The organism is Lysinibacillus halotolerans (genome assembly GCF_003711845.1).
In the GTDB taxonomy this organism is placed as follows: Bacteria; Bacillota; Bacilli; order Bacillales_A; family Planococcaceae; genus Ureibacillus; species Ureibacillus halotolerans.
In genome coordinates, this window is sequence record NZ_RHLQ01000025.1 from 16,793 (window position 1) to 43,040 (window position 26,248).

Here is a 26,248-nt window from a genome sequence, read left to right on the forward strand (position 1 = left end):
TTTATCGAAACGCCGGATATCACGAAATAGTCTTGTCTTCAACATTCCATTAAAGTCCATTTTATTCTTAATGTTCTTTTCAGTTTCTAAATTTTAACCATATGTAATGAAATGGGTATTTATAAAGACATAGGGAATTGAATACACATTAGTAACTTTTAGAATTTAACTTTAGGTAGAATAAATTCTCTATTGTTAGTAGTCTATTTCACAGATGAATTTATACAAATAAATTAATTTTACCTCTATTACTATAATCAAAATTAGGATTTTTTGCTGCATTTCGTAACACCATTCCAATGGTTTTGCTATAAACAATAGCATCATTTCCTTGGAGATTTGCATAAAAAGTATAGGCAATTTGAGTTTCTTCATTCCAGTTATTCCATATATTCGGGCTTAATACCATGTTTTCTGAATACAACGACAATATCATTGAAAAATAAAACTTTATTTTATCTATAGATGAATTATGTAGTTGATTAAATAAATTTTGATATATTGATTCCTCACTCTTCAAGCAACTTATTATAATGTATGACTGTGTTTTTTCAGGTAATACTGTTACAGCAACACGATGCATTACTCCTTTTACAGTATGTTTTATTCTTCGACCATCCAAATCATAATCTGGTGCAATGTAAGCATAATTTGCAAATTTAATTTGTTCGGGTAATTTAACAATACAAGTTTTGATACCTCTATGTTTTCCAGCTAGAATTTCATTATCAAAATGTTCTTTTATTGGTTCAAATTCCTTCATTTTGAGCTGTAACATTCGATACATGCCTACCATCTTATATGTTTTGAATACCTCGGGGCGCTTTGCAAAACTGTTTCTAAAAATATCAATGGCCATACATTGCTTATAATATTCAAAGATAAAAGCTTTATAGGCATAAACAAATTTCATTTCCTCATTAGTTTCATTAAAATCAGGAGCGCCTTTTTCAATTGCTGCAAAAGCAATATTATCATGGAAGTCACAAAAGCAAGTTTGAGTTGTTGCATTATTAACACTTGTTTTACTTACTTCAACGATATGTTCTGTTTTGCCATTTTTAAGAGGAACTATTATAGGACTTCTTTTAGGATCTAATAAGTAAACATGCCGTTCACTACCTCCCAGTAAAGATATTATTTTATTATTCTGCAAAGCATGAGCATTTTTAATTTTACCTTTACAATTACTCTGGTCCGGGTGCATACAGTATTTTTTCATAGACTTTCTCATCATTTCCATTAACTGAACTTCTGGTGGTTTTTTTGATACTTGGGCTGATGAAATTTCCCTATTTTTACAGCATTCATTATATATTTTTCCACTGCCACATGGACAACTTTCCCATTTACTAATTCTAAATTGATTTAATAGATTCATTTTTGTACCTCCATTGACCAATTTAATTCATTCCATACTTATCTTCTTTATTCTATATCATTCCATATAGTTCATTTAGTTAGTTACAAATTTACTGTGCATTGATATAGTAACAATCATCACAAATATCCTCTATCTAATAGAAAATGGACCGATTGCTTAATAAGGGGATATCTGGAATCTCAAAAAAAAGCATAAATCCTTGTTGGATCAACGCTTTCATTTCTTAAATAATACAATTATGGAGCGAAGTTTTGCACAACATCTCTAATAAACATCGACCCACCAATTAGAAGTAGAATTATTATTGTAGTTAAAATGAAGACTAACTTTTTGTTCTGTCTTTTTATAACAATTAAAATGATTAATGCAATAAGAACCAAAAAAACAATATTGAATACATATTGCACCCCCTATGACCCGAAATATTCTCTATTGTTGTACCCAATTCTTTCATTTTAAAAATAGGATTGTAATTAAAACAGCTTTATCTACAACTAATAAACCTAGCTAAATACTAATCCTCTAAAAACAAAATTTACTTCATATCCCAAGCAAAAGAAAACCATTATATTATTTATTTCAGTTCCCTTGTTTAGACCTAATTTCTTCAAGTATACCCTGCGCTAATTTTCTCCAAATAACCGAAAGTAGTGTATCTTCTTATAACACCTTGCTCATCCTCTTCCTGATTTCCTCATCACTAGATAGAAGCAATTTTCCCTTTTTTCAATTTAACCTACAAAAAATCAATATAATTCCTATTATTATGAGGTAACATTAGCACTTCTGAGATTTCAAGTAGTATGTCATCTTTTATGTTTCTTTCATATTGTTGCAACCTGTCTGTCATATCTTTAAGAAATTCTACGCCTTCAGCATTTTCTACATCAATAAGAGCTTCCTTACAAAAGCGTTGAAAATATTCTTCTATATCTATACGTTCTACAGCAGCTTCACATTTTTGGATAACTAGCGGATCTACATTTGCTTCTTTTAATTTTTCTAAGATTGCGCGGGTTTGTTCTTCTTTGGCAAGGAGTAATACATTTTCCAAATTTTTAACAAAACTCATGTAATTCGCCTCTTCCTTCTTTAATTACCTTTATGGTAAGGAAAACATAGAACATTCGCAATCGTACTGTAGTAAATCCAATTATAAATTTATCACTTCACATTCACTTTACATCTTCTTCACTCATAACTATGTGGGCTTACCTTTTACATTTTTTCCGTACTGAAAAACATTTAACGCCTAAAGTTTTTACATAAATACCGTACTTGAATGCTGCTTTTTACACAAAACCCGTACCGAGACTGCACTTTTTACATAAAATTCGTACTGATATTCGTTTAACTCTTAAAGTTTTTACATAAATACCGTACTAGAATGCTGCTCTTTACACAAAACCCGTACTGAGACGATACTTTTTACATAAATTCCGTACTGATATTCACTAAACTCCTAAAGTTTTTACATAAATACAGTACTGAATGCTGCTTTTTACAAAAAACCCGTACCAAGACTGCACTTTTTACATAAAAACCGTACTGATATTCATTTAACTACTAAAGCTTTTACATAAATACCGTACTATTTGTAGCTTTTTACACAAAACCCGTACCGAGACGTCACTTTTTACATAAATTCCGTACTGAAATACGTTTGACTACAAAAGTTTTTACATAACAAACTTTTAATTTGGCATAAGCTTGCATATATTTGTGTTATAGCCACTAATTATAGATACAAAAAGCTTTGAGGAACCAACATTAGATACTATTAATAGATACTTATAATCGTATCTATTGAAATTTTATTTCAAAATTAACCTTATGGCCCTAGAGGCACTAACAAATCTTATCGTTACTATTAATCGTCTCTAATAGGACAGTTTACTCAAAAAATATGAGGATAATAGGAGTTAAAACAGTAGTCGTATCGAATAATGGATACTATTAATTGTATCTATTAATAAATAGATATTCGGTTGATTATTAAATTAACAATTCATTTTAATCATCTTCATATACTGAGTAACTAAAATCTATAAAATCGTCTAGTTCAGATTTTTCTTCTTGCTGATTTAGTCCCCACCCATATTTTTGGTAGTACTTTCCCCCATCGATAAAAATGCTACCGCATGAACATCTCTTAAAATCATGCTCATGTTTTGATTCAATAATGTCATTACACTTTTTACAACGCACTTTATTTACAAGTACTCTTCGCATGAAATCACCTTCTGTCTATTTTGACTTTATAAACTTCGTATTGTCAATTTAGTTGTATTTCTCCATAAATATATTTTAATGAAATAATGTATTAACAACTTTACTTTGTTTAAGCGTTTTATAGAGTGTGATCTATATAACTACAAGGACAGGCTACTAAACCATCCTTAAATCAATTACAAGCTTCCAAGATTTGAACAGTTTCATACCCTTAATTGGGTACAGCTAGGTATACCCAATTAAGTATATGAACGACTTCATATACCTGATGTGATACAACCATTGATATTGCTGCATTTCTCACTATCAAACTGGACCCTTCCACGCCGACAAATATGTTTTGTACACCCCAAGGTTACCCCCAAAAAGTATAGGTAAACCCGTGGTAACTTTGGGGTAATTTTGCAAACCGTTTATGAATGGATTTTACCATATAACTAAAAAACGCTCGCATTTCTGCAAAGCGTTATTGGATAATTATTTCCGTCGATCTAATTCAAATTCTTCTATGATTTCTAAAACCTTATTTTGAGATAGTTTTAATATAGACGCTATCTCGTTTATTGACTTACCTCTTAAATGTAACTTAATAACATTCGTATTCCGGAGTTTTATCAAATCTTCCTTTAATCTAGAAAGCATAAAATATTCCTCCAATTAATTTATTAATCAAGCTGAATTCTATAAGTTTTAATATTTGCTTTATTATAAATCTCTTTTACTTTATCATTTGCCTCTTTTTTACTTTCTTCTAATGATTTTAATTGTGCTTGATTTACTTTACCGAAATTTTCTAAATTAGCCCCGATTGAGAATACCTGATAGCCATTCGCCTCAATCAATGCACGCAATTCTTGGAATAATTCATTTGTTAAATTTTCATGGGCATCATTTTTCATTTCTGCTTCTTCACTTTTTTCTACAACTGCGGTTACGATGTCGAAAACCAATTTTCCTTGATATAAATACATATTCATTTCTTTCTCCTAATCATGTTATCTTTTTTGAGCTAAAAATGTGTCCATTAGTAATGCCATTGCATCATTAAATGCGACACGATAAGTCTGTTTGTTTTGGTGATGTGTTTGATTAAAAATAGCTGTTTGAAAGTCCTCGAATAAACTTTCTCTTACTTCGGGATTTAAATCACCAATTTTTGACGATAATTTTTGCTCAAATTCATGAAAAATTGTTTCCGTCATAACCGAGTATTCTTCACTCTTATAAATATCCGCCAGTCGTGATTCAATTAGATTACTAAATGCTTTATAGAAACCATCAACCATTCTCTCACCTCTTTTTATTCATTTTAATTATATATCCATCTAAAGAATAACGCGTAAGGGATTGCTTGTAAAATCAGAAAAATGTAGTATGAAAATGAAAAGAAGAGACGGAGAGATCAATATTTATGAATTCACTACAAGTTGGAAGACTAATTAGAACTTTGAGGAAAAATCACTCCTATACTATGGTTGACTTTGCAAAAATCATTAATATATCACAACCTTCCCTCTCAAGAATTGAGAGCGGAAACCAAGAAGTTACCTTTACTCAGCTTGAAAGAATATGCGACGAATTCGGTATATCTATGAGTGAATTTTTTCAAAGAGTAGAAGGAAAAAATGCATTATTAGCCATTGAGGAAGACGAAGATAAAGGGATTGATATTGAAGAAGAACTAGACGAGGAATTGAATAAAATAATTTCATCTTTGTCTACTGAACAAAAAAAGGGCCTGTATACCTTATTACTGCCATATATAAAAGAGTAATAGCAAGTTGAAGTTTTAAGGGGATCTACTCAAAAGGCACTGAGTATTTTTATTTCACTAATGAAGGGTTTATTGACACCCTTCATTTTTGTTTTTGATAATTTAAAAAGCTGCTAAGCGATTAAACACTAAATATTCCATAATAGACTTGTATCAAATTCCAATCAGATAGAACAATGATTACAAGCATCCTTTTCTCAAAGAATATGGTTATAAATAATAATTCAATTCACTTTACCACGGATTAACATATAAAAAAGTTATCGTAATCCTAATTACGTATACTGCAATATTACTTCAATTAAGAAAGTCCTTTAAAAAACCACTTGATTTTACTCCCTTACCCAATCCATCAAATTGCAAAAATAAATCTGAAAATTTAAATTTTTAATAACCTCTTAAAATATTTAGATTTCGAAGCTAATATGTATTGCAACTAAGTGAGTTGCCGGCATTCATTTAGTAAATTGCTACTACTACGAATGATTTAAAAATATATGGAGGAAAAAGGAAATGCAGCAACAATTATCAGTAAACTTAACGATTCCCATTCCTTCTGACAGTGTTTTAATTTTGAAAACTGAGTTAGAAGAATTACAGCAATCAAAATATGATGGAGTCTACTGGACAATGAAAGACCTCGAAAAAAGAGTTGGAAAAAAAAGCGATTGGATAAAAGAGAAAATTCTTTTCCCACCCAATTTACGAAAAAAACTAGACGTTAGATACGGTGGGCCAGTAGCTTACCCAACATCCAAAGGAGAAACTTGGATGTTTCACGCTAAAAAAATGACAAAATTCTTAGATGAGAACTTCGATAAAATTTTTAAATGAAAGGTTATGTAATCATGGCAAGTGTAAAACCGAGAAAAAATAAAAAAGGTAAAATTACTTCTTGGGGAATTTCTGTTAGTAATTACCCTGAAAAACCCATTAGACAAGGAGGTTTCCGTACAAGACAGGAAGCAGAAGCAGCAGCTAAATATATAGAAGCTCAGCTTAAACCTTTGAAAAAACTTCGAAAACAGATAAGTAGCAAATATACACTATTACCATTCCACATTGAATTTGAACAATGGTATATTAAGAAAAAATCAGGACTTGATCCTTCAACAATCGATGACTATAAGAATGTAAAAAATAAAATTTATGAGTTTTTTGATGATGAACTTCTTATTAACATTACACAAGACATGTATCAAGATTTTATGGAAGCACAACAAAAAAATACAAAAGCAACAAACGTAAAGCTAAATAAGAAAATAAGAGCATTTGCAAAAAATGCCTTTGAAAATAATAAAATAACAATAAATTTTACTACTGATGTTGTCATCAAAGGAAAAGACTCTAGTAAAAAGATAAAGTTTATTAAAGGTTCAGATTATAAAAAACTTCTATCTCACCTTAACACAGTTGATACTTTGTTCATTGAGATTCGATTAATGCTAATTTTAGCTGCAACAACAGGTATTCGTTACGGTGAACTTTGTGGCATACGATGGGAGGATATAGATTTCGAAAATAAAACCCTTCATATTCACCAGCAATGGGATTATAAGAAAGGAACTGGCTTCAAAGGCTTAAAAGATCCAACTTTAAACCAAAGTGAAGATCAAGATATAAAAGAACGTACTATCCCCTTATCTGAACAAACCATCAGCATTCTAAAAGAATTCCATGCTAGTGACTGCTTTGTTCCAAATAACAACAACCGATTATTTTATAAAGCTGATTGTAAAGCAAAGGTGTTAAGTAACAATTCGTTTAATTCTAACTTAAAAAACATCTTAAATACTTTAAATATTCCAGCTATCACCGCTCACGGATTACGACATAGCTATGCTACCTATTTGGCTTCAACAGGAACAGATAGAACACATCTTCAATATCTTATGGGACATGAAGATTATAAGACAACTGATGAATACTATATCCATTTGCATAAAGATATGTTCGATGGAAATGCTGCACAAATCCAAGAAGATATTGATCGTTTATTTGTTTAATAATAAGATATACTCTTTACCCTGCACCTTCAACGATTAGAAACTCTAATATTGAAGGTGTTTTTCTTTTCCTTTTTCATAATTATCGTTGAAATAGGAAATAAAAAAATCTTATAAAGATTAACTTAAACGATGTTTAATAAAAAGAAAAAACAAGAATGCATTTTTTCATTGCATTCCTGCCCTATTATTCATTATTTACTTTTTTCTAATACATCTATGAGGATTTTTTCAATTTTTTCTGCTATTGAAATTAATTCAGCATCGTTTAATAAACCAATCATAGCAGTTGGTTTAGGAAGTCCTATTTTGGTTTTCCCTTCTTCTTCATAAACGGTAATTTTACAAGGTAAGAAGTAACCCACTAAAGGATTATGCTCTATTACACGTGCCGCTTCTACTGGATTGCAAACTTCAAGAATTCGGTAAGGCTTTTTATAACTATCTACACCTTTATTTTGTAAAGTTTCAGTCAAGTTTTGTTGCCAAAGAACCCCAAATTTATTTTCTTTAAGATTTTGTTCAATAAATGCAATCGCTTCATCAATCGTTTTATCACTTATAACTGTATAATGAAAACCCATTTAAATCACCCTATCTAGTAATATGATTCGATCATTTAGTTTGGATTATCTATAAAATATCTATCCATATCTTTATAGCAGTTGCTAATATTAGAACAGATAAAATTCCTTGTAATACTTTTGTGTTCATCTTTTTGCTTATTTTTGCCCCAATTGGAGCCGCAATTAAACCAGCAACAATTACAATAACCGTTGTCAGGTATTCTACTTGCCCTGTTGTAATTTTACCAATAGATCCTGCTATAGAAGAAATAAAGGTTATCGCAAGGCTAGATGCAATCGTCATTCTAGTAGGAATACGTAAAATTAGTAGCATAATCGGAATTAATAAAAATCCTCCACCCGCTCCAACTATACCTGAACCAATACCAACAACGAAGGCTAAGCTAGCTGCTAACGGTTTGTTATAAGTAACTTGGTCTAATGGAACGTCATCAATTTTCTTTTTCGGAATAAACATCATAATAGCCGCAAGTAATGCTAAAATGCCATATACCATATTTACTTGTTCCTCAGATAAATGTTGTGATCCAAAACTACCGATAAAAGTTCCGACTAAAACAGATATCCCCATCACGGTAATTAACGATCTATTTAAATAGCCCCCATTCCGAAATCCGATGACACCTGCGATTGATACAAATAATACATCTAGTGCGCTAATCCCAGATACTTCATGAGCCGTTAATGCCTGAAAACCAAACATTGGTGGTATCATCAAAAGCATTGGGAATTTCACAATCGCACCACCAATTCCAAGCATACCTGATAGAAATGACCCGATAAAACCAATGGCAAAAAGAAGTAGCACGTAATAAATATCCATCTTGTTACCTTCTTTCTTTCTAACTAATAAAAATCAGAATTCATTTTAAGACTTCTGGCTAAAAAGAAAAGTGAGTCGCATAAGGACAACCCACTTTTTATGTTTAAGCTTTTTTAATGTAGAAGGTTAACACATCTGCTTCTTCTTTATGTTCTAAAAGGGTATGGCCAGCAGCAGCTGTCCAAGCCGTTAAATCAGCTAACGCGCCTTTATCCGTCACTTGTACTTCTAAAATTTGATTTGATTCTAGTGTATCCATTGCCTTCTTTGTTCGTACAATTGGCATAGGACATGCTAATCCTTTTGCGTCTAAAACTTGATTTACTTCCATTTTAACTGTCTCCTTTTAATTTATAAAATTAGTTAGCAAGGAAGGAATTTACCTTTTCCTTGCCAGAGTTTGTTTTACATCATTCATTAGCGTACCGCACAGCGGTTTGGACCGATTTCCATCTCTGTTTGTTCATCATTGTCAGGAGTAATTTTACCCATGTTTACTTGTCGAATTTGTTCATAGGCATTTGGTTGTGGTGGTAAGTTATCCGTTACGGTATGACGGAATTCTTCTTCGCTTTCAATGTTTAAACCATGGTTTTCTGCAAATAGATCACCTAATCGTTTTGCTACAGTGCCGTCTTCATTTAACTCTTCAATGATCATGAAGTGAGCTGGTAGAACGATTAAATCCTCTGCTAATTCACGGTAACGACGATATAGTGTTTCACGAAGATCGCCAACCCAATCCTCCGCAAGACCTGCTAAGTCCGGGCGACCGATTGAATCAATGAATAAAATATCACCTGTTAATAAATACTTGCTATCAACGATAAATGATGTTGAGCCGATTGTATGACCCGGTGAGTATAGTGCGCCTACTTCAATTTGAGATGCTCCTACTTTTACTGTTAAACCATCTTCAAGTGGTGTGTAATCAAATACGACTTCCTCTGCATCTTTTGGTGGTAAGTAATAAGTAGCGCCTGTTGCTTCAGCGATATGACGACCGCCTGAAATGTGATCTGCATGTAAGTGTGTATCAAATACATGTTTAATTTCTACATTCTTTTCTTTTGCAAAATTTGTGAACACTTCTGTAAAACGAACCGCATCAATAATGGCTGCTTCGCCTTCTGAAATCACCATGTAAGAAAGGCAACCTTTTCCTAAACGAACGAATTGGTATAGTTCCCCACCACCTGTTAAATTACCAACTTTAATCGGCTCAAGGTATGCACTCCATGATTTCATGCCACCTTCAAGGTAGAACACATCGCGTCCTGCTTCTGATACCATTTCAGCCACCATTAGAGACGATCCTTCTTTAGCACAAACCACTAATACGTCTTTATCAGTCGGTAGTTTTGGTAAGATTTCATCCACACCATCTAATAAATCGAAATAAGGAATATTTAAATAATCAAAGCTATGTCCTTCAATTTTCCAGTCTTCAAAAGCGTCTTTGTTACGTACATCTAAAATAAATAACTCTTTATTTTCAATTACTTTTCGTGCAACTTCTGCTGCTGTCATTTTAATAACTGTCATATCGAATTACCCCCATAGGTATTATTTTTGTGTTTTTTTAAGTGGAAGAGAGTATATTCCCTTCCACTAGTTTTCCCTAATGATCTGATATTAGGTATTTCATCATTTAACTCTTTTGGTATTAAAATGTTAATGTTGGTGCTGCATCTTTAGCAAATTCTAGGAATGTTACTGCTCCACCAACTTCAATTCCATCAATAAAGTCTTCTTTTGTTAAGCCCATTACATCCATTGTCATCTGACAGCCGATGAATTTTACGCCCATGTCTAGAGCCATCTCTACTAATTCTGGGATACTAGGTACATTTGCTTTTGCAAATCCTTCCGCAAAGTGTTCACGACCTTCTGGCATCGGTAATTGTTGCATCGCTTGTTTGTGAATTAAATTTAACCCTTCAAATGTGAAGAAAATCGCTACCTCTTTTTCTGTTGCTGCTGCAGCCGTTGCGATATTAAATACTTTATAAGCGTCAAATAACCCACCGTTACTTGCGATAATTGCTACTTTGTTAGACATAATAAAATTCCTCCAATTTTCTGTTTTTATAATTTTTTAGATAAATCGCCGTTCCAAGAACCCATTCCTGGTAAGACGTTATACACTTTTGTAAAACCTTTTTCCGCTAATTTCTGTGCGGCTAAATCACTGCGTGTTCCTGTACGACAAATCACATAAATTTCTTGGTCTTTATCTAGCTCATCTAAACGATCTTCTAATTCACCCATTGGGATGGATTTAGAGCCTTCGATATGACCAAATGCATATTCCGCTTGTTCACGAACATCAAGAATAATACCTCCGTTAGCAGCACGATCAATTACTTCTTCATTGGTAATCGTTTGTTCAAATTTCTTTTCCGATTCATGGTCATCACCACTTTTACGGATGTAGTGTCGTATGACACCATCTTCTTCTTTATTGCCAATATACTGATGGCCAATACTTTCAGACCAAGCTTTCAGGTCTGCAATAGAACCTTTGTCTGTCGCTTGCACTTCTAAAATTTGTCCATCACTTACATCATTCATTGCCTTTTTCGTTTTAACAATTGGCATTGGGCATGCAAGTCCTTTGCAGTCTAACTGTACATCTGCTTTTAATGACATTCCAAAAACCTCCATATACCTAATAGGGTATTATTAATCTCAAAAAAATTATTCAACTTTCCCTTCCCAAGAAAGCATACCACCTGTCATGTTAGTTACATCAAAACCTTGGCTTTGTAAATATTGTGTTGCTTGACCACTTCGACCACCAGAACGGCAAACCATAATGTATGGTGTATCTTTATCTAGTTCGTGTGTACGGAATTCAAGTAGCCCAAGGGGTATATGTGTAATACCAGGGATATGACCCGCTTGTACTTCATCCACTTCACGAACATCAATTAGATTTAGCTTTTCTCCATTTTCTATACGTTGTTGAACCTCTTTTGCAGTTATTTCTTTCATTTTCATTGTCCTCCTATATTCATTTTTAGCCTCTCCAGGCACTCATGCCACCACGAACATTAGTTACATTTTCATATCCTAATTTTTTTAATTGTTTGCAAGCTTGTGCGCTACGCATTCCACTTTGACAAATGACAACAATTTCTTTATCTTTCGGAAGTTTTGAAAGATCGGATCCTAAAGGAATATTTTTAAACTGACGAATATTTCGAGCTTTATATTCACCAGTTGTTCGTACATCGACAAATACTTTATCTTTATCATTTAGGATTCCTTTTAATGCATCTGTCGATATAGTTTTTGTTCCTTTTACCGGTCTCATACGCCAAATGATAAAAACAATCGCAATTGCAATCACTAACCAAATTTCCATTTGCTCACTCCTCATATACCGCTACGGGTATATTTTTATTGAAAAATAAAAGTCAATTTTTAACGACTTTTAACTAATAACTCCATTGCTTCTTGTACTGAATCATTGGTAGCCTCATTACTTTTTGCTTCCAAGATACATTCTTTTAAGTTTTGACTTACAATGACACCAATTGTGTGGTCAACACCTGAACGGACAGCTGATAATTGAGTGACGACGGCCTTACAGTCTTTTCCTTCGTCCATCATTTTCAATATCCCTCGAAGTTGACCTTCTATTCGTTTCATTCGATTCTTTATTTTAACATCATACGAATTCACTTGTGCCGCCTCCTTCCTGTTTGTTATCTCTTGCTGATATACACATAATATACCCCTACAGGTATAATGTCAACAAGCAAAACAAAATTTTTTTCTAATTTAGATTTTCTAAAAAACTTGCATCAATACGCTTTACTTTTTTAGAAGAAATGGGAATTGTCACAATGAACGTATGATTATATCCATCTGACATTATACGGATATTGCCATCATGCTGCTCAACAATCTCTTTTGAAATTGCTAAACCTAATCCTTTACCAATTGTTTTATTCGTAGATTCCGTTCGGTAAAATCGTTCAAAAATAAAATCTTGCTCATTCTTTGAAATAAATTGACCTTGTCCACTGACGGAAATGCAATAAGATTCATCTTTTCTTTTCCCTGTTATCTGAATTGGGTATATTCCATCATAATAACGAATAGCATTATCAATCAAATTACTAATCACTTGTGTCATCCCAGTAGGATTGATTTGAATAGACTGTTCATCAATGTCTGAAGTAAAATCTATATTTTTTCCTTTCAAGGTCCAAGTAAACATTTTAACGACTTGATTGATGATTTCTGTAATTTGAACTTCTTGTTTTTGAACAAATTTTTGGTTTTGCACATATTCAAGTTCTTCAATAGACTTTAATTGTTCTAACATACTAATGAGTCGATTCGATTCTCGTTGAAGTGCATGAAATAATTCTTGATCCCCAGTTATGACCCCACTTTGCAACGCCTTTAAATAACCATTTAAATTGGTTAACGGTGTGCGAAATTCATGAGAAAAATCCGTCAGTTGTTTGTGCCGTTGTATTTTATTGCACTCCAGTTGATTGACTAACTCATTAAAATGATAAATTAACTCTTCCATTTCACCATCGGACTGAAATTGAATATTCTGCACTTTATGACCTTGCTTTAAGCTTTTCATCGACTCGATTAATTCTGTTAAAGGTTTCATCAATTTACGTGTAAAGTAATACTGGATGACAATCGCGAGAACAATAAAAATCCCAACAAATATCCATAAGTATTGCAATAAAACAGTTTTAAATAATTTTGTTTCTTGATACATCGCCATTTCATCAAATATTTGACAAGCTGCTTCATAAATGGACCATCCAGAAATCAATATAAAAGCAATGATTATGAAACTATTCGCTAAAGTTAAACGCCACAAAAACTTCTTTGGTAATAACGATGGTAGTTTATTCTGTAACAAACTTATACCCCATTCCACGAACTGTTTGAATCCTTTTTGGCTTACTTGGATTCTCTTCAATTTTTTCTCGAATTTTTTTTATATGAGCATCGATTGTTCTCTCCATCACTTCTTTTTCAAGATATGGATATAAATGCTCTAATAAATTTTCACGGGGTAATACGATATTTGGGTTTTCCATGAAGTGATACAATAATTGAAATTCATGTTTCGTTAGGTGAATTTCTTTGTCATATAAAACAACTTCACCTTTCCTTGGTTTTATACATAATCCTCCGTGTGAAATTTTTTGACAAAATTGACCTGTCCTCCTTAAAACAGCTTCTACATGTGCAAGCAATTCTTCAGGATCAAACGGTTTGGTCATATAATCATCAGCACCTAGTCGAAGCCCATGGATTTTATCAGCAGTTTGTACTTTTGCGCTTAACATAATAATTGACACTTCATTTCTTTCTTGGTCTTTTACCCATTCACAAAATTCTTCACCACTAATTTTCGGAAGCATTAAATCAAGGATAATTAAACATGGATGCTCTTTTAGAAATATATCTTTGGCCATTTCCCCATCCACTGCTTCAATCACTTCATATCCTTCATTTTGTAAATAAATCCTGATTAAGTTTCGAATCATTTGGTCATCTTCAACAATTAAAATCTTCTGTTTCAAAATGACACCCCCCAGTTTAAGTGCTTATTTTAACTTTTTATATTCCTTAACCATAAGATCATAATTCATTGCACCTAATGCAACGAATTGTATTCTTCCCGATGTATCAATCATGTAGGATGTTGGATAAGCTTGTACGCGAAACAGCTCGGCAACTTCTCCATTTTCGTCGACTAATACTGGAAAATCGAATCCTTTTTCTTGAATAAAGTTATCAACTGTCAACAAAGAATCTTCTGTATGTGTTAAGTTGATTGCCAACACTAGAACATCTTCATCCTCAGAGAATTTTTGTATATCTGGCATCTCTGCGCGGCAGGGTGGACACCAAGTAGCCCAAAAATTAATAAATACTTTTTTTCCCTTAAAATCTGACAGTGAAAGAACTTCACCTTCCAATGTCTCTAACGTAAAATTGGGTGCAATATTTCCACGTCTAATTCCTACTTCATTTGTTTCTTCAATTTCAATATCCGTATTAGATGAGATCACGGGAGTTTTTTTACTTGTAACTGTGGTATCAGATTGGGAAGAATTATACTCATAAAACGCATATCCAATCATTGCAATTAATAATAGTCCAAATATTACTTTCTTCATTGCCATTTACCTCTTTCTATCCTAGATTTGATAGCCATGTTCCATCAATTAATCTCAATAAAAATGCACTTAATCGTGGCATTTGTCCGAAAAATAGAAGGACTCCCATGAGAATCATCATAATCCCTCCAACTTTCATAATGATTCCAGTTCTTTTTACAATCCATTTCGACGAACCAATGAAAAACGTTAATATTATAAATGGAACTGCAAAACCAATGACATACATAAACGTATAAATAAGACCTTGACTTGGATTGGTAGCAGCAAGTAATAGTATTGATGCAAAAATTGGACCAATGCACGGTGTCCATCCAGCCGCAAAACCTAGCCCAACAAAAAATGTCCCTAAATAACTTGTAGATTTTTTTGAATACTGGAAACGTCTTTCCCTCATAAATACCGGAATCGTTAACCACCCTGCTACAAATAATCCCATAAAGATGATAAAGATCCCGGCTAGCCTCTGTATTAATAATGCTGTATTTCCTATAAATAACTGTTGTAACCATTGCCCGAGATAAGAAGCACTAGCCCCTAAGCTAATAAAAACAATACCTATTCCAATTAAAAATATGATTGAGTGGCTTAATATTTTTTTTCGAATCGTAGTACTTTGTTCTGTTTGTATTTCCATTACACTAATTCCTGTAATGTAGGATAAATAAGCGGGAAATAAAGGAAGTACACATGGTGATAAGAAGGAAATAGCACCAGCTCCAAACGCTAAAAGCATACCTACTAGAAGGACTGTATCTGTCTCAATAGTCATATATTCACCTCTTCAATTTGTGATAAATTAGGACACTTAGATTGAATAAAAAGAAAGAGAAAATAAATGGTAACGATAATAAATACCCGAAAAATGATACATATGGTTGTGTAAAGTACATAATTAATGTCCCGGTCAACCAACTAATTAAAAGAATTAAATATAAATTTAACGGTGAGATTTTGTCAATAAAATAATAAAAAAATGTCACAAGAATCATAAAGACAATCATATTCGTCAAAGAGTACCAATTGTGATCTTGTATAAATTGTGTAAATTCAAACATAAAAGAAGCCGTTAACACGACTGGTAACAAGACACTAAGAAAGTTAAATAGATTTAAATTTTTCTGTTTAAAAACTAATCGAGTGAAACTTGCTATTATAGCTAGATAAAAAGCGGTTGAGTCAGCTGGATAGGCTAAAACAGCAAGAGGATCTTTTATAAATATTGTGATATTTAATACTACTTTTGCTATCCACATAAAGATAATAAAGTTCAATAAAAAGTTAACAACTTTTTCAAATTGAATTTTCATCTCTTCCTTGTTTGATGGGCTAATCCAATAATAAATTAGTAGACCTACGATAATACTAAAGAAAATTGATGCTAATGAAATGACCTTTGCTGTACTAGCCATTTGACAACTCCTGCTTTTTTAATAATTTAGATGTATCTGAGCTACTGAACTAAGAAGTTCTTACTCTTCATCATACATACGAATTGAATCCACCATATCATTCAATATTTGTTCATCCATTGGACCAACTACCTTTTGAAAAATACGTCCTTCCTCATCCAAAATATAACTCGTTGGTATTGTCATAACTTCATACAACGTCCCAACATAACCATCTTCATCTAACAGAATTGGAAATGTTAAGCCAAAATCTTGTACAAATTGTTCAATGGCTTGCCGCCCAACATCTTGGTTCGTTAAGTTAACAGCAATAATTTCAATGCCATCATCTTTTTTCTTTTCATAGAAACTTTGCATATGAGGCATTTCGTCTCTACATGGAGGACACCAAGTTGCCCAAAAGTTTAAGATAACAATTTTTCCTTTTAAGTCGGAAAGGTTTACAGAAACACCGTTCATATCGGACAGTTCGAAACCGGGAGCAAATTCAACTTCTGGTAAGGTTTGTCCAGATTCTATATGGCCCGTTTCAGTTAGATCTTCACCTGTATGATCAAATAACTCGTCCACCACTTCTTGTTCAATCGATTGTTCTGTTTTAGCTTCATTTTTTATTGTGGTATTCAGCATTGATTCTTTTGACACAAAGTCAAAAATTACGTAACACACAAGTATTGCTATGATTATGAAAGGAATATATTTTTTCATCCTAATTGCTCCTTTCTTAATCCGTTAATTGGTGGTAATGAATATTGTAAGTAACTTTCACAGAGCCAATAATCGTTTGAATCATCCCGCAATTCTTTATTACTAGTTCTTCTAACTTTTTTAGTTGCTCTTTTGAAAGTTCTTTATCAAATGTGACGTATGCAGTAATATCGATTGCTTCAACACGATTCGCTATTTCCGTATTTCTAATACCCTCCACATGAAAATTTACAGAAGTGAAAGATATGCGTTTTTTATTTAATAACTTTATAAGTAATAAACCACTACACGTAACTATAGAAGTTAACATTAATTCGTAGGGCTTATATCCTTTCAAGCTATCTGTAGAAGCATAAATGTTCCCAAATTCTAAATGTCCAACTAATCGTTCATTTTCAATACTAAATTTCATTTACACATCTCCCTTCACCTGTATTATGGATTGGAAATGTGAAAATTTCGTTAAAATTTAGTATGTTTGGATTTTTTTATTCATTTGTATATCTTAATTTGAAATAACTAAGATCAAACAACTACAAAAAGGATGAGTTTAGGATGATATATATCCTTATCGTCCTAGACTCATCCTTATATAGGTATTTATTTAATATCTCAAAAAATACTAATAGTTAGAAATGTTATTGGTTTATCTTTGCACCATATACAGATGAATATGTTTTCCATCCACCATCAACATTTTTCACTTTGTATCCACTGTTTTTTAAGATTCTACTTGCTAAATAGCCTCTTAATCCTACTTGACAGCTTACATAAACAGGTTGATCTTTTGGAATTTGATTTAGGTGATTTCTTAGCTCATTAAGAGAAATATTAATAGAACCTTTTATATAGCCATTTTCTCTTTCTTTTGCTTCACGAACATCGATTAATAAACCACCGTCTGCAATGATTTGATCTACTTCGTGCCATTGTATCTGCTCTAAGTCACCAAGTAGTACATTCGTTGCTACATATCCTGCCATATTCACTGGGTCTTTTGCAGAAGAATATGGTGGTGCGTAAGATAATTCTAGATTCGTTAAATCTTCTACAGTAAGTCCGCCCTTAATAGCCGTAGCAATAACATCTATTCGTTTATCAACACCATCTGCTCCAATTGCTTGTGCGCCAAAGATTTTTCCTGTTTCTTTATCAAAGATTAATTTTAAGGATATCTGCGCTGCACCTGGGTAATAACCAGCATGAGAACTTGGGTGAATATGAACAACTTCATAAGATATTCCTAGTCTTTTTAAAGTTTTTTCATTATTGCCAGTAGCAGCAACTGTTAAATCAAACACCTTCGCAATTGAAGTACCTAAAGTCCCTTGATACTTCTCATTTTTCCCCATGATGTTATTGGCAGCAATTCGACCTTGGCGATTGGCTGGTCCAGCAAGTGGAATCATAGCTTTTTGGCCATTAATATAATCCACAACCTCAACTGCATCTCCTACAGCGTAAATATCCTGATTAGATGTTTGTAGGTATTCATTTACAACTATCCCTCCACGTTCACCTAATTCTAATCCAGCCCCTTTGGCTAATTCATTTTCCGGTCTTACACCAATTGAAAGTATAGTCATATCCGTTTCAATTTCTGTTCCATCAGATAAAATAACTTTTTTACCATGCTCAGCAAAGGATTGCACGCCATTTTCTAGTATTAAGTTCACACCTTTTTCTTTTAGATGTTTGTGTAAAATACTTGCCATTTCGAAATCAATTGGCGCCATGATTTGATTTGCCATTTCGATAATTGTAACTTCAATTCCACAATCTACTAAGTTCTCCGCCATTTCAATTCCAATAAACCCACCACCAATGACTACCGCTTTTTTAGGCTCTTTAGAATCAACATAGCTCTTAATTTTATCTGTGTCAGGAATGTTTCTAAGGGTAAATAATGTATCATTTTCATTTAAACCAGGAATTGGTGGTATAATTGGTTTAGCACCTGGAGATAGAAGTAATTTATCGTATGTTTCAGTATAAAGTTCATCTGTTTGTAGATTTTTTATCGTCACACTTTTATTCTCAGTATCAATACTAATTACTTCACTTTGGTTTCGTATATCTAGTTTAAATCGTTCAGACATTCCTTCGACTGTTTGAACTAATAATTTACTTCGATCCTTGATAGTTTCGCCGATATAATAAGGTAAACCACAATTTGCGAATGAAATATACTCACCGCGCTCTACAAGTATGATTTCAGTATCTTCGCTAATTCTTCTTAAACGAGCTGCTGCTGTTGCTCCACCTGCAACTCCACCAACGATAATAATTTTCTTTTTCATAATAGTTCCTCCAATAATAGTGTTGATTAATGTTTTTTAAGAATATAAGCAGCCTCGGATACCTATAGGGGTATTATTTATTTGAAATAAAAAGTCGAACTACTTATCGACTTTTAACAAAAAGATTAACAGCTTCTTGAATTGACTCATTCATAGCTTGCTCGTCACCCTGTGCTGCTTGGATACACTCCGCTAAGTTCTGACTTACGATTAAACCGATAGCACGATCCACACCTGAACGAGCTGCAGATAGTTGAGTGATTACTGCTTTACAATCTTTTCCTTCATCCATCATTTTCAAAATACCACGAAGCTGACCTTCTGCTCGTTTAATTCGATTTTTGATTTTATCATCATATGAATTCAACTATCTAGCCTCCCCTTAATGAATCATTCATTATTATACCATATTATACCCCGTAAGGTATAATGTCAACTCCTATAAGTAGTCTAGTATTTCTCTTTACTCGCTAGTTTCAAAGAGGTTTCTTCCCATATACTAGTTATCCATTTGAAAACAGGTATTCCAATACTTTATCTTTAAACTACCTTTCAATAAAAGTTACTTTTTCCATTATTTGTTCAGCTTAATCCATAACTTCTAATGTTTAGGAAAAGAACCTTTACTCCTTTCTAATTAGACTTAGCATTTAGAACTTCTAAGATGCGAACCGGGTCAAATCCGAAGATCCATTCACCATTAATATTTGTTTGAGGAACAGATAATCTTCTCGTCTTCCCAATAAGTTTTATCATTTCTATTGGGTTGATATCTACATTAATTTCTTTATATATTATATTCATGTCTTTCAAAAAGTCTTTAACCATACCACATACAGGACACAACGTGGTGGTGTAGAGTGTTACATCTATTTTCATTTTTATAGCCTCTATTTCTAATATTTATTCTAAAATATTTAATGGTCCACTAATAGATAAGGTGATAATCAGCCTTCACGATTTTGATAAATTTTCTTCTTTATAATACACTTTAATAAAAATTAAAAGAAAAGGCTATTCCCCGAGCATGCGAGAATAGCCTTAATTCATATAACCGTCATAAATCTTCTGTAATTTCTCTTCAAATAGGCTCATATGGACAACACGCGCTTCCCGCAAAAATTCTTTCCCTTCTATAAATAGAAGCATCGCTGGGACCGAAAAAACAGTAAACCGTTCTGCGACTTCCTCCACTTCTGTAGAATTGATGTGTGCGAGTTGGATATTCGGGAACTTTTCCATAAGTTTTCCGATCTGTGGTAAAAGAGCATGACAAACACTGCATCCTGTACGCGAAATATAAATAAAGGATAATGGATTGCTGGAAATAAAGCTGTTTACAGCTTCAATGGTGTGTAACTCTTTGAATGTTCTCATTCTGCACCACCTTTCAGTACATTATAGCTTAGCCACTAGTTAGATAAAAGTAAAGACATCCCAGTTAGTTTATGTTTATATTCATGTTTTCACACACTCACTTAATAGCAACTTCAAACTCACATTTTCCAAACACTCATAAAAACTCTATACTATTCTTATACCAAGTAAAGGAGGTAATTATTTGGCAAGCTTCACAAAGCGCGGTAACACGTGGCAATATGCCATTAGCCGCACAATAGACGGCAAGCAAAAACCAATTCGTAAAGGGGGATTTCGAACAAAAAAAGAAGCACAAGAAGCAGCTTTACAGATGGAATTTGATTTAAAAAACGGAGTACTCGATCCACAAAAGGACTATCCGATTGAAAAATATTTTTTGGAATGGTTCAAGACTTATAAGCGAGATATTTCCGATATAACCCTTAACTCTTATAAAGCAACTCACACCAAACTTCTTAACTATTTTGGAGATAAAGCTATTCAGAGTATTACTAAACGTGAATACCAACAGTTTCTTAATGACATGGGAGAGCAATTTGCTAAAACAACGAATCGTAAAATGAATGGCTTTATACGCACTTGTATAAGGGAAGCAATAGATGAAGGATTAATAAAAACCGACTTTACACGAAATGTTACCATCACCGGAGCAGCTAGTAAAAAATCATCTGAAAAGTTCTTGGATTATGATGCTAGTCAACTACTATTAAAGTATTTACATGCAAATATTGACAATGGTCTTGAATATACGATGTTAATTGTTGCTTTAACTAGCGGTTTACGATACGGGGAATTAGTTGGTCTATCAATTGAAGATATTAATTTTAAAGAAAGCACTGTTAAAATTCATCGACAATGGCGCTATAAAGAGTATGGAGGATTTGGTCCGTTGAAAAATGAATCATCTGAACGAACAATTGGCTTAGATAAGACGACAATGAATGTTTTAAAGAAACAGGTACTAAAAGTTTCAAATCATCCTCAGAATGAAAATCGCCTAGTGTTCTATACATCTGATTCACCAATTCAAGTTATTACTAATGATCGGTTAAATGATGTGTTACGAGCTTCAATAAAAAAACTAAAAATCAAACCTATTATTACAGTTCATGGTTTACGCCATACTCATGCTAGTGTTCTTCTTTATCAAGATATTTCAGTTCTGTATGTAAGCGAAAGACTTGGTCATGCTTCAATTGATATTACGACTTCTACTTACGCACATCTCTTAAAAGAACTTCGTGAGCGTGATTCATCAAAAACTGCTTCAATTTTTGAGGACTTACTAACTTATAGTGGCTAAATCCTTGTGTAAAATTTGTGTATAAAGTGTATAAAAAGCACCTTTTTCTTTCGGTTTCTTTCTTTTTCTTGTAAAATATAAAAACGCCCCAAACCCCTATATAATAAGGATTTGAAGCATTTTTACTTGGTTCAAACTTCTTCTATCTGAACCCTTCGACGTCCCAGGAGGGATTCGAACCCCCGACCGTACGCTTAGAAGGCGTATGCTCTATCCAGCTGAGCTACTGAGACATTGGTCAAACATGGAAATAATCATGAAAGACAATTATTATTATATGCACTTATTGGTAAACTGTCAATACTATTTGAAAAATAATTTATAAATGAATCAAAAAATTCAAATCGAATCGTTACTCTGATAAGGCATAGTTTTTTGTAAAGATTTCTTTCCCGTTATCTGTATAGCCTGTTACTTTCCACGTGTTATCTTCGAATTCTACAACGGCATAACTTTTTTCCGCAATTGCCCGTGGTTTTAATAGGCTTCCAGGATTCACAAATAATATATTATCCACTAACTCCGTACCTAATACATGGGAATGGCCAAAAAAGGCGACATCTGCCTCCACTTCCTTCGTACGGTATAGTAAATTCATAATGGTGGACTTCACATTTAACAAATGCCCATGGGCGACGAAAATTTTCACACCGTCTACTTCAAACAATTCTTCATTTGGGAATCGGTCGTCCCGGTCACAATTACCGCGCACTTTTTTTACACCATCTAAATAAGGATGATCATAGGAAAGTTCACTATCTCCACAATGTACGATCGCATCGACTTGTGGATTGGCTTCCCTTACCCTTTTAATCACTTCCGCATCTCCGTGGGTATCACTCATTACTAATAACCGCATCATTCCACCTCCTAAAAGACCATCCCAACCATCACTATATGCATGAAGTTATTTTCATATACTTAATTTAAATGGGATATTCCCCGAAACACTATTTCGGGGACCCTTATTATTTTAATTAACCTACTTTACCAAGTTTGGTAATTCTGCTGCCAGCTTACGAATAGCATTTCCACGATGGGAAATCGCTCCTTTTTCTTCTGGTGTTAATTCTGCCATGGCACGGTCTAGTTCTGGTACAAAGAAAATTGGATCATAACCGAAGCCATTTGTTCCCCGTCTTTCATGTAAAATTACACCCTCACATGTACCGAATACTGTATATGTATCCATATTTGGTCCAGCGATGGCTAATGAACAGCAGAAACGGGCAGTGCGTTTTTCGTCCGGTACGCCTTTTAGTTTTTCCAGTACTTTCACAATGTTTGCTTCATCATCATGGTCGCCAGCATAGCGGGCAGAATATACGCCAGGTTCGCCTCCTAGGGCATCTACAGCTAGTCCACTATCATCGGCTATGACTAGTTTTCCAAGCTGTCTAGCAAGCGTCTCAGCCTTTAAAATGGCATTTTCTTCGAAGGTTGTTCCTGTTTCTTCAATTTCTAAATCAGGCGCTACTTCAAACATCGTTACAACTTCGTAACCAAGGGGTGTAAACAATGCTTCGAAGTCCTTCGCTTTCCCTTTATTTTTTGTTGCAATCACAACTTGTTTCATTATGCTTCCTCCTTCGTTGAACCAACTAAGTTTGCTGCTTCTCCAAGGGCATTTTTTTGTAAGGCAATTAATTCGGCAATTCCTTTTTCACCTAAATCTAATAATTGATTTAACTCATCACGGGAGAAGGTTGCTTCTTCTCCTGTTCCTTGGATTTCCACAAAACGACCAGAACCAGTCATTACTAAGTTCATATCGACTTCCGCAGAAGAATCTTCCACATAGTTTAAATCTAATACAGCACCAAGTTCCCTAACAAATCCAACACTCGTTGCAGCTAAGTAATCAACGATTGGGAATTTAGGGAAAGGTTTTTCCTCGTGAATTTTTGCTAATGCTTGTGTTAACGCAACAAAAGCGCCTGTAATGGATGCGGTACGTGTCCCACCATCTGCTTGAATGACATCACAATCAATCCAAACCGTTTTTTCACCTAATGCTTCTAAATCAACAATGGCCCGTAATGCTCGTCCAATTAAACGTTGTATTTCCATCGTCCGGCCATTTACTTTCCCACGAGAAGAATCGCGTTGAGTTCGTTCTGCTGTGGCTCTTGGCAGCATTGAATATTCCGCTGTTATCCATCCTTTTCCTTGGCCACGTAAAAATCCTGGAACTCTATCATCAATTGTTGCTGTACAAATGACCTTTGTATTGCCTACCTGAATAAGGACAGATCCTTCAGGGTGCATTAAATAATTCGTTTCAATTGTAACAGGTCTTAGTTGTTCTACAGCTCTACCATCATGTCTTGTCATGTTAATCCTCCTCGTTGCTTCGCGAAACCCATCTTATCATAATTTATTTTAATTTTCGAGTGGATGCGAATACTAGTGACCTTTGTATTGTTTTTCAAAATAAAAAGCTCGAAAGTAAAAATACTTACGAGCTTCTTAACTATTGGCATGCTAATGGTGCAAAAAAAGATATTACCAATGAAGTAAGTTTAAAGTTTTATACGGCGTATATCTAAATGATTTGACTCTAACCAATTTGTAGCAATCGTTCGAAAAATTGGGACAGAGCCGGTTGTGAAAAACTTATGATAAGGTTCTTCTACCGAAGTATTCAATTGATTATAATACTCTAGTAAATCCTTTACTTCCTTTGCCGTTTCTTCCGCAGAGGAAAGGACAAATACATCCGGCCCCACTACTTTTTCGATATGATGCTGGATAATTGGATAGTGGGTACATCCTAATATAACGGTATCAAACTGTTTATTGGCTAGCGGCTTTAAACCTTTTGCAACTAAGTCGAATGCAAACTGTCCTTCATATTCGCCACTTTCTACAAGGGGAACGAACGTCGGACACGCAAGAGGAATTATTTTCGCCTTCGTACTTAAAGAAAGTAAGGCATTTTCATATGCCCCACTTTTAATAGTACCTTCTGTTGCAAGTACGACGATTTCATTTCGTTTCGTTTTTTTCTCTGCCGCCCTCGCCCCTGCATTAATCACACCGACTACCGGAATCGACATTTTCTTCTGCAAGCTCTCCAACGCGACAGCTGTTGCTGTATTACATGCGATGACGAGCATTTTAATATGCATCTTTTCTAATGCTTTAGCCATTTGCCATGTAAAATGTAACACTTCTTTTCTATTCCTTGGTCCATAGGGACATCTTGCAGTATCACCAATATAATAGATTGTTTCATTTGGTAAAACCTTCATAATTTGCTTTGCAACTGTTAAGCCGCCAACACCTGAATCAATAACGCCTATCGGGGCATTCACAAAAACCGCCTCAATCCTGTTCCATTTGTAAATGTAATTTGTGTAGTAATTTCGATAACATGTCAACTTCTTCTTTATCAAAATCAACTAATAACTCTTGTAAGTAATTTTGTCTTTTTTCAATCACTTCTTCGATGATTCTTTCGCCTTCTTGAAGTAAATGAATGTGTACAACTCGGCGGTCTTGATCGTCACGAATACGCACTACTAATTCATTTTTTTCCATACGATCGACTAAATCCGTCGTCGTACTAAAAGCTAAATACATTTTATTCGATAATTCTCCAATTGTCATATCGCCCGATTCATGTAACCATTGAAGCGCTATAAATTGCGGAGGTGTAATTGTGTAATTACTGAGTATTTCCCTACCCTTTTGTTTTATCAAATTCGAAGTAAAGCGAAGTTTCTTTTCTAAAAATGCTATCCTATCTTTGCTATGCCTTTCGTCATTCCTCATCTAGTGCAGTCACTCCTCAAGAATCAAATCAGTCTCAGCGACTTTTGAACCTGTGTGAACACTTAGGAACAAAAACTGTTTGCTGAATAAAATTGCTTTAACTCTATTTTGAAGTGTTTTGGACGAAATAGCAAGCATCCAATCAATGAAGTGATAATTCTTCTAGCCTTAATAATTCAATCAATGCTTGTGATCTACTGGATACGCCCAGTTTCTGAATCGTGTTTGAAATATGATTACGCACCGTTTTTTCGCTTATGCCCAACTTTTGCGAAATATCTTTAGTTGAATAATCCAAGATAAGTAACTGGAATATTTCCCGTTCTCTTTTCGTCAAAAGCGAACGATGCTGCGGGCTATTCATAAGGCAACACCCTCCTATCTCCTCT

The 26,248-nt window shown here is 33.8% G+C and carries 35 protein-coding genes and 1 tRNA gene; 4 read left to right on the forward strand and 32 right to left on the reverse strand.

The window, feature by feature from the left end; genetic code table 11:
* Positions 1–220 precede the first annotated feature (220 nt).
* The 5 genes from EC501_RS10895 to EC501_RS10915 form a co-directional block, all read right to left on the reverse strand.
* Positions 221–1,381, reverse strand: a complete 1,161-nt coding sequence (locus tag EC501_RS10895) for a YchJ family protein (RefSeq protein WP_122972327.1) — start codon at positions 1,379–1,381, stop codon at positions 221–223.
* Between the two features lie 739 nt (positions 1,382–2,120).
* A complete protein-coding gene (locus EC501_RS10900) occupies positions 2,121–2,456 on the reverse strand; it encodes a hypothetical protein (protein WP_122972328.1) in 336 nt (111 codons plus the stop codon).
* Positions 2,457–3,397: 941 nt separating this feature from the next.
* The gene (locus tag EC501_RS10905; protein ID WP_122972329.1) at positions 3,398–3,616 is read right to left on the reverse strand and encodes a DUF7695 domain-containing protein; all 219 of its coding nucleotides are present in this window, start codon (positions 3,614–3,616) and stop codon (positions 3,398–3,400) included.
* A gap of 665 nt (positions 3,617–4,281) precedes the next feature.
* Positions 4,282–4,593, reverse strand: a complete 312-nt coding sequence (locus tag EC501_RS10910) for a hypothetical protein (RefSeq protein ID WP_241559320.1) — start codon at positions 4,591–4,593, stop codon at positions 4,282–4,284.
* Positions 4,594–4,611: 18 nt separating this feature from the next.
* Complete coding sequence (locus EC501_RS10915; RefSeq protein ID WP_122972330.1) at positions 4,612–4,902, reverse strand: hypothetical protein; 291 nt, start codon at positions 4,900–4,902, stop codon at positions 4,612–4,614.
* 125 nt (positions 4,903–5,027) lie between these two features.
* Between EC501_RS10915 and EC501_RS10920 the strand changes: the two genes are divergently transcribed.
* From EC501_RS10920 to EC501_RS10930, 3 genes are all read left to right on the forward strand, one after another.
* On the forward strand, positions 5,028–5,390 hold the full coding sequence (locus EC501_RS10920; protein WP_122972331.1) for a helix-turn-helix domain-containing protein: 363 nt from the start codon (positions 5,028–5,030) through the stop codon (positions 5,388–5,390).
* 513 nt (positions 5,391–5,903) lie between these two features.
* On the forward strand, positions 5,904–6,224 hold the full coding sequence (locus tag EC501_RS10925) for a DUF771 domain-containing protein (protein WP_122972332.1): 321 nt from the start codon (positions 5,904–5,906) through the stop codon (positions 6,222–6,224).
* Positions 6,225–6,238: 14 nt separating this feature from the next.
* Positions 6,239–7,396 carry a tyrosine-type recombinase/integrase gene (locus EC501_RS10930; RefSeq protein ID WP_158599704.1) on the forward strand — a complete coding sequence of 386 codons (1,158 nt, stop codon included), beginning with the start codon at positions 6,239–6,241 and terminating at the stop codon, positions 7,394–7,396.
* Between the two features lie 194 nt (positions 7,397–7,590).
* Here the strand turns inward: EC501_RS10930 and EC501_RS10935 are convergent, their stop codons facing one another.
* From EC501_RS10935 to EC501_RS11030, 20 genes are all read right to left on the reverse strand, one after another.
* Entirely contained in the window at positions 7,591–7,980 is a 390-nt protein-coding gene (locus EC501_RS10935) for a DUF302 domain-containing protein (protein WP_122972334.1), read from the reverse strand.
* A gap of 49 nt (positions 7,981–8,029) precedes the next feature.
* A complete protein-coding gene (locus tag EC501_RS10940; protein WP_122972335.1) occupies positions 8,030–8,806 on the reverse strand; it encodes a sulfite exporter TauE/SafE family protein in 777 nt (258 codons plus the stop codon).
* Positions 8,807–8,909: 103 nt separating this feature from the next.
* Entirely contained in the window at positions 8,910–9,137 is a 228-nt protein-coding gene (locus EC501_RS10945; protein ID WP_122972336.1) for a sulfurtransferase TusA family protein, read from the reverse strand.
* An 86-nt stretch (positions 9,138–9,223) separates the two neighbouring features.
* Positions 9,224–10,351 carry an MBL fold metallo-hydrolase gene (locus tag EC501_RS10950; RefSeq protein ID WP_122972337.1) on the reverse strand — a complete coding sequence of 376 codons (1,128 nt, stop codon included), beginning with the start codon at positions 10,349–10,351 and terminating at the stop codon, positions 9,224–9,226.
* Positions 10,352–10,472: 121 nt separating this feature from the next.
* Complete coding sequence (locus EC501_RS10955) at positions 10,473–10,868, reverse strand: DsrE/DsrF/DrsH-like family protein (protein ID WP_122972338.1); 396 nt, start codon at positions 10,866–10,868, stop codon at positions 10,473–10,475.
* 26 nt (positions 10,869–10,894) lie between these two features.
* Positions 10,895–11,458: a sulfurtransferase TusA family protein gene (locus EC501_RS10960; RefSeq protein ID WP_241559321.1), complete on the reverse strand. Its 564-nt coding sequence runs from the start codon at positions 11,456–11,458 to the stop codon at positions 10,895–10,897.
* A gap of 48 nt (positions 11,459–11,506) precedes the next feature.
* Complete coding sequence (locus EC501_RS10965) at positions 11,507–11,803, reverse strand: rhodanese-like domain-containing protein (protein WP_122972340.1); 297 nt, start codon at positions 11,801–11,803, stop codon at positions 11,507–11,509.
* 25 nt (positions 11,804–11,828) lie between these two features.
* Positions 11,829–12,176: a rhodanese-like domain-containing protein gene (locus tag EC501_RS10970; protein WP_122972341.1), complete on the reverse strand. Its 348-nt coding sequence runs from the start codon at positions 12,174–12,176 to the stop codon at positions 11,829–11,831.
* Between the two features lie 59 nt (positions 12,177–12,235).
* Positions 12,236–12,496: a metal-sensitive transcriptional regulator gene (locus EC501_RS10975; RefSeq protein ID WP_277749719.1), complete on the reverse strand. Its 261-nt coding sequence runs from the start codon at positions 12,494–12,496 to the stop codon at positions 12,236–12,238.
* Positions 12,497–12,590: 94 nt separating this feature from the next.
* Positions 12,591–13,709, reverse strand: a complete 1,119-nt coding sequence (locus EC501_RS10980; RefSeq protein ID WP_122972342.1) for a sensor histidine kinase — start codon at positions 13,707–13,709, stop codon at positions 12,591–12,593.
* Positions 13,696–14,379, reverse strand: coding sequence for a response regulator transcription factor (locus tag EC501_RS10985; RefSeq protein WP_122972343.1), 684 nt, complete (start codon positions 14,377–14,379; stop codon positions 13,696–13,698). Before EC501_RS10985 ends, EC501_RS10980 begins: the two co-directional genes overlap by 14 nt.
* A 24-nt stretch (positions 14,380–14,403) precedes the next feature.
* Entirely contained in the window at positions 14,404–14,979 is a 576-nt protein-coding gene (locus EC501_RS10990) for a TlpA family protein disulfide reductase (RefSeq protein ID WP_122972344.1), read from the reverse strand.
* A gap of 16 nt (positions 14,980–14,995) precedes the next feature.
* Positions 14,996–15,751 (reverse strand): cytochrome c biogenesis CcdA family protein, encoded by a 756-nt coding sequence (locus EC501_RS10995; protein ID WP_122972345.1) that lies wholly within the window; start codon positions 15,749–15,751, stop codon positions 14,996–14,998.
* 4 nt (positions 15,752–15,755) lie between these two features.
* Positions 15,756–16,391: a hypothetical protein gene (locus EC501_RS11000; RefSeq protein WP_122972346.1), complete on the reverse strand. Its 636-nt coding sequence runs from the start codon at positions 16,389–16,391 to the stop codon at positions 15,756–15,758.
* A 60-nt stretch (positions 16,392–16,451) separates the two neighbouring features.
* Complete coding sequence (locus EC501_RS11005) at positions 16,452–17,099, reverse strand: TlpA disulfide reductase family protein (protein WP_122972347.1); 648 nt, start codon at positions 17,097–17,099, stop codon at positions 16,452–16,454.
* A gap of 16 nt (positions 17,100–17,115) precedes the next feature.
* Positions 17,116–17,511: an OsmC family protein gene (locus tag EC501_RS11010; protein WP_122972348.1), complete on the reverse strand. Its 396-nt coding sequence runs from the start codon at positions 17,509–17,511 to the stop codon at positions 17,116–17,118.
* 226 nt (positions 17,512–17,737) lie between these two features.
* On the reverse strand, positions 17,738–19,399 hold the full coding sequence (locus EC501_RS11015; protein WP_174232684.1) for a CoA-disulfide reductase: 1,662 nt from the start codon (positions 19,397–19,399) through the stop codon (positions 17,738–17,740).
* Positions 19,400–19,502: 103 nt separating this feature from the next.
* Complete coding sequence (locus tag EC501_RS11020; RefSeq protein WP_122972350.1) at positions 19,503–19,766, reverse strand: metal-sensitive transcriptional regulator; 264 nt, start codon at positions 19,764–19,766, stop codon at positions 19,503–19,505.
* A gap of 266 nt (positions 19,767–20,032) precedes the next feature.
* The gene (locus EC501_RS11025) at positions 20,033–20,278 is read right to left on the reverse strand and encodes a glutaredoxin family protein (protein ID WP_122972351.1); all 246 of its coding nucleotides are present in this window, start codon (positions 20,276–20,278) and stop codon (positions 20,033–20,035) included.
* Positions 20,279–20,440: 162 nt separating this feature from the next.
* Positions 20,441–20,776, reverse strand: a complete 336-nt coding sequence (locus EC501_RS11030) for a thioredoxin family protein (RefSeq protein ID WP_122972352.1) — start codon at positions 20,774–20,776, stop codon at positions 20,441–20,443.
* Between the two features lie 184 nt (positions 20,777–20,960).
* On the opposite strand from EC501_RS11030, the gene EC501_RS11035 reads away from it, so the two are divergent.
* On the forward strand, positions 20,961–22,082 hold the full coding sequence (locus EC501_RS11035) for a site-specific integrase (protein WP_122972353.1): 1,122 nt from the start codon (positions 20,961–20,963) through the stop codon (positions 22,080–22,082).
* A gap of 159 nt (positions 22,083–22,241) precedes the next feature.
* Here EC501_RS11035 and EC501_RS11040 read toward each other — a convergent pair.
* From EC501_RS11040 to EC501_RS11070, 7 genes are all read right to left on the reverse strand, one after another.
* Positions 22,242–22,315 (reverse strand) — tRNA-Arg (locus EC501_RS11040).
* Between the two features lie 119 nt (positions 22,316–22,434).
* Positions 22,435–22,941, reverse strand: a complete 507-nt coding sequence (locus EC501_RS11045) for a metallophosphoesterase (RefSeq protein ID WP_122972354.1) — start codon at positions 22,939–22,941, stop codon at positions 22,435–22,437.
* A gap of 123 nt (positions 22,942–23,064) precedes the next feature.
* Positions 23,065–23,658 (reverse strand): XTP/dITP diphosphatase, encoded by a 594-nt coding sequence (locus EC501_RS11050; protein WP_122972355.1) that lies wholly within the window; start codon positions 23,656–23,658, stop codon positions 23,065–23,067.
* A complete protein-coding gene (gene rph / locus EC501_RS11055) occupies positions 23,658–24,416 on the reverse strand; it encodes a ribonuclease PH (protein WP_122972356.1) in 759 nt (252 codons plus the stop codon). Before rph ends, EC501_RS11050 begins: the two co-directional genes overlap by 1 nt.
* Before the next feature lie 188 nt (positions 24,417–24,604).
* Positions 24,605–25,399 (reverse strand): glutamate racemase, encoded by a 795-nt coding sequence (gene racE / locus EC501_RS11060; protein WP_122972357.1) that lies wholly within the window; start codon positions 25,397–25,399, stop codon positions 24,605–24,607.
* A gap of 10 nt (positions 25,400–25,409) precedes the next feature.
* On the reverse strand, positions 25,410–25,859 hold the full coding sequence (locus EC501_RS11065; RefSeq protein WP_122972358.1) for a MarR family winged helix-turn-helix transcriptional regulator: 450 nt from the start codon (positions 25,857–25,859) through the stop codon (positions 25,410–25,412).
* A 142-nt stretch (positions 25,860–26,001) separates the two neighbouring features.
* On the reverse strand, positions 26,002–26,223 hold the full coding sequence (locus EC501_RS11070) for a helix-turn-helix domain-containing protein (RefSeq protein WP_036198757.1): 222 nt from the start codon (positions 26,221–26,223) through the stop codon (positions 26,002–26,004).
* Positions 26,224–26,248 lie beyond the last annotated feature (25 nt).

What these genes read in the sequence shown, in the direction of transcription:
- EC501_RS10895 (WP_122972327.1), bottom strand. Translation starts at nt 1,381, where the DNA reads ATGAATCTATTAAATCAATTTAGAATTAGTAAATGGGAAAGTTGTCCA.
- EC501_RS10900 (WP_122972328.1), bottom strand. Translation starts at nt 2,456, where the DNA reads ATGAGTTTTGTTAAAAATTTGGAAAATGTATTACTCCTTGCCAAAGAA.
- EC501_RS10905 (WP_122972329.1), bottom strand. Translation starts at nt 3,616, where the DNA reads ATGCGAAGAGTACTTGTAAATAAAGTGCGTTGTAAAAAGTGTAATGAC.
- EC501_RS10910 (WP_241559320.1), bottom strand. Translation starts at nt 4,593, where the DNA reads ATGAATATGTATTTATATCAAGGAAAATTGGTTTTCGACATCGTAACC.
- EC501_RS10915 (WP_122972330.1), bottom strand. Translation starts at nt 4,902, where the DNA reads ATGGTTGATGGTTTCTATAAAGCATTTAGTAATCTAATTGAATCACGA.
- EC501_RS10920 (WP_122972331.1), top strand. Translation starts at nt 5,028, where the DNA reads ATGAATTCACTACAAGTTGGAAGACTAATTAGAACTTTGAGGAAAAAT.
- EC501_RS10925 (WP_122972332.1), top strand. Translation starts at nt 5,904, where the DNA reads ATGCAGCAACAATTATCAGTAAACTTAACGATTCCCATTCCTTCTGAC.
- EC501_RS10930 (WP_158599704.1), top strand. Translation starts at nt 6,239, where the DNA reads ATGGCAAGTGTAAAACCGAGAAAAAATAAAAAAGGTAAAATTACTTCT.
- EC501_RS10935 (WP_122972334.1), bottom strand. Translation starts at nt 7,980, where the DNA reads ATGGGTTTTCATTATACAGTTATAAGTGATAAAACGATTGATGAAGCG.
- EC501_RS10940 (WP_122972335.1), bottom strand. Translation starts at nt 8,806, where the DNA reads ATGGATATTTATTACGTGCTACTTCTTTTTGCCATTGGTTTTATCGGG.
- EC501_RS10945 (WP_122972336.1), bottom strand. Translation starts at nt 9,137, where the DNA reads ATGGAAGTAAATCAAGTTTTAGACGCAAAAGGATTAGCATGTCCTATG.
- EC501_RS10950 (WP_122972337.1), bottom strand. Translation starts at nt 10,351, where the DNA reads ATGACAGTTATTAAAATGACAGCAGCAGAAGTTGCACGAAAAGTAATT.
- EC501_RS10955 (WP_122972338.1), bottom strand. Translation starts at nt 10,868, where the DNA reads ATGTCTAACAAAGTAGCAATTATCGCAAGTAACGGTGGGTTATTTGAC.
- EC501_RS10960 (WP_241559321.1), bottom strand. Translation starts at nt 11,458, where the DNA reads ATGTCATTAAAAGCAGATGTACAGTTAGACTGCAAAGGACTTGCATGC.
- EC501_RS10965 (WP_122972340.1), bottom strand. Translation starts at nt 11,803, where the DNA reads ATGAAAGAAATAACTGCAAAAGAGGTTCAACAACGTATAGAAAATGGA.
- EC501_RS10970 (WP_122972341.1), bottom strand. Translation starts at nt 12,176, where the DNA reads ATGGAAATTTGGTTAGTGATTGCAATTGCGATTGTTTTTATCATTTGG.
- EC501_RS10990 (WP_122972344.1), bottom strand. Translation starts at nt 14,979, where the DNA reads ATGAAGAAAGTAATATTTGGACTATTATTAATTGCAATGATTGGATAT.
- EC501_RS10995 (WP_122972345.1), bottom strand. Translation starts at nt 15,751, where the DNA reads ATGACTATTGAGACAGATACAGTCCTTCTAGTAGGTATGCTTTTAGCG.
- EC501_RS11000 (WP_122972346.1), bottom strand. Translation starts at nt 16,391, where the DNA reads ATGGCTAGTACAGCAAAGGTCATTTCATTAGCATCAATTTTCTTTAGT.
- EC501_RS11005 (WP_122972347.1), bottom strand. Translation starts at nt 17,099, where the DNA reads ATGAAAAAATATATTCCTTTCATAATCATAGCAATACTTGTGTGTTAC.
- EC501_RS11010 (WP_122972348.1), bottom strand. Translation starts at nt 17,511, where the DNA reads ATGAAATTTAGTATTGAAAATGAACGATTAGTTGGACATTTAGAATTT.
- EC501_RS11015 (WP_174232684.1), bottom strand. Translation starts at nt 19,399, where the DNA reads ATGAAAAAGAAAATTATTATCGTTGGTGGAGTTGCAGGTGGAGCAACA.
- EC501_RS11025 (WP_122972351.1), bottom strand. Translation starts at nt 20,278, where the DNA reads ATGAAAATAGATGTAACACTCTACACCACCACGTTGTGTCCTGTATGT.
- EC501_RS11030 (WP_122972352.1), bottom strand. Translation starts at nt 20,776, where the DNA reads ATGAGAACATTCAAAGAGTTACACACCATTGAAGCTGTAAACAGCTTT.
- EC501_RS11045 (WP_122972354.1), bottom strand. Translation starts at nt 22,941, where the DNA reads ATGCGGTTATTAGTAATGAGTGATACCCACGGAGATGCGGAAGTGATT.
- EC501_RS11050 (WP_122972355.1), bottom strand. Translation starts at nt 23,658, where the DNA reads ATGAAACAAGTTGTGATTGCAACAAAAAATAAAGGGAAAGCGAAGGAC.
- rph (WP_122972356.1), bottom strand. Translation starts at nt 24,416, where the DNA reads ATGACAAGACATGATGGTAGAGCTGTAGAACAACTAAGACCTGTTACA.
- EC501_RS11065 (WP_122972358.1), bottom strand. Translation starts at nt 25,859, where the DNA reads ATGAGGAATGACGAAAGGCATAGCAAAGATAGGATAGCATTTTTAGAA.
- EC501_RS11070 (WP_036198757.1), bottom strand. Translation starts at nt 26,223, where the DNA reads ATGAATAGCCCGCAGCATCGTTCGCTTTTGACGAAAAGAGAACGGGAA.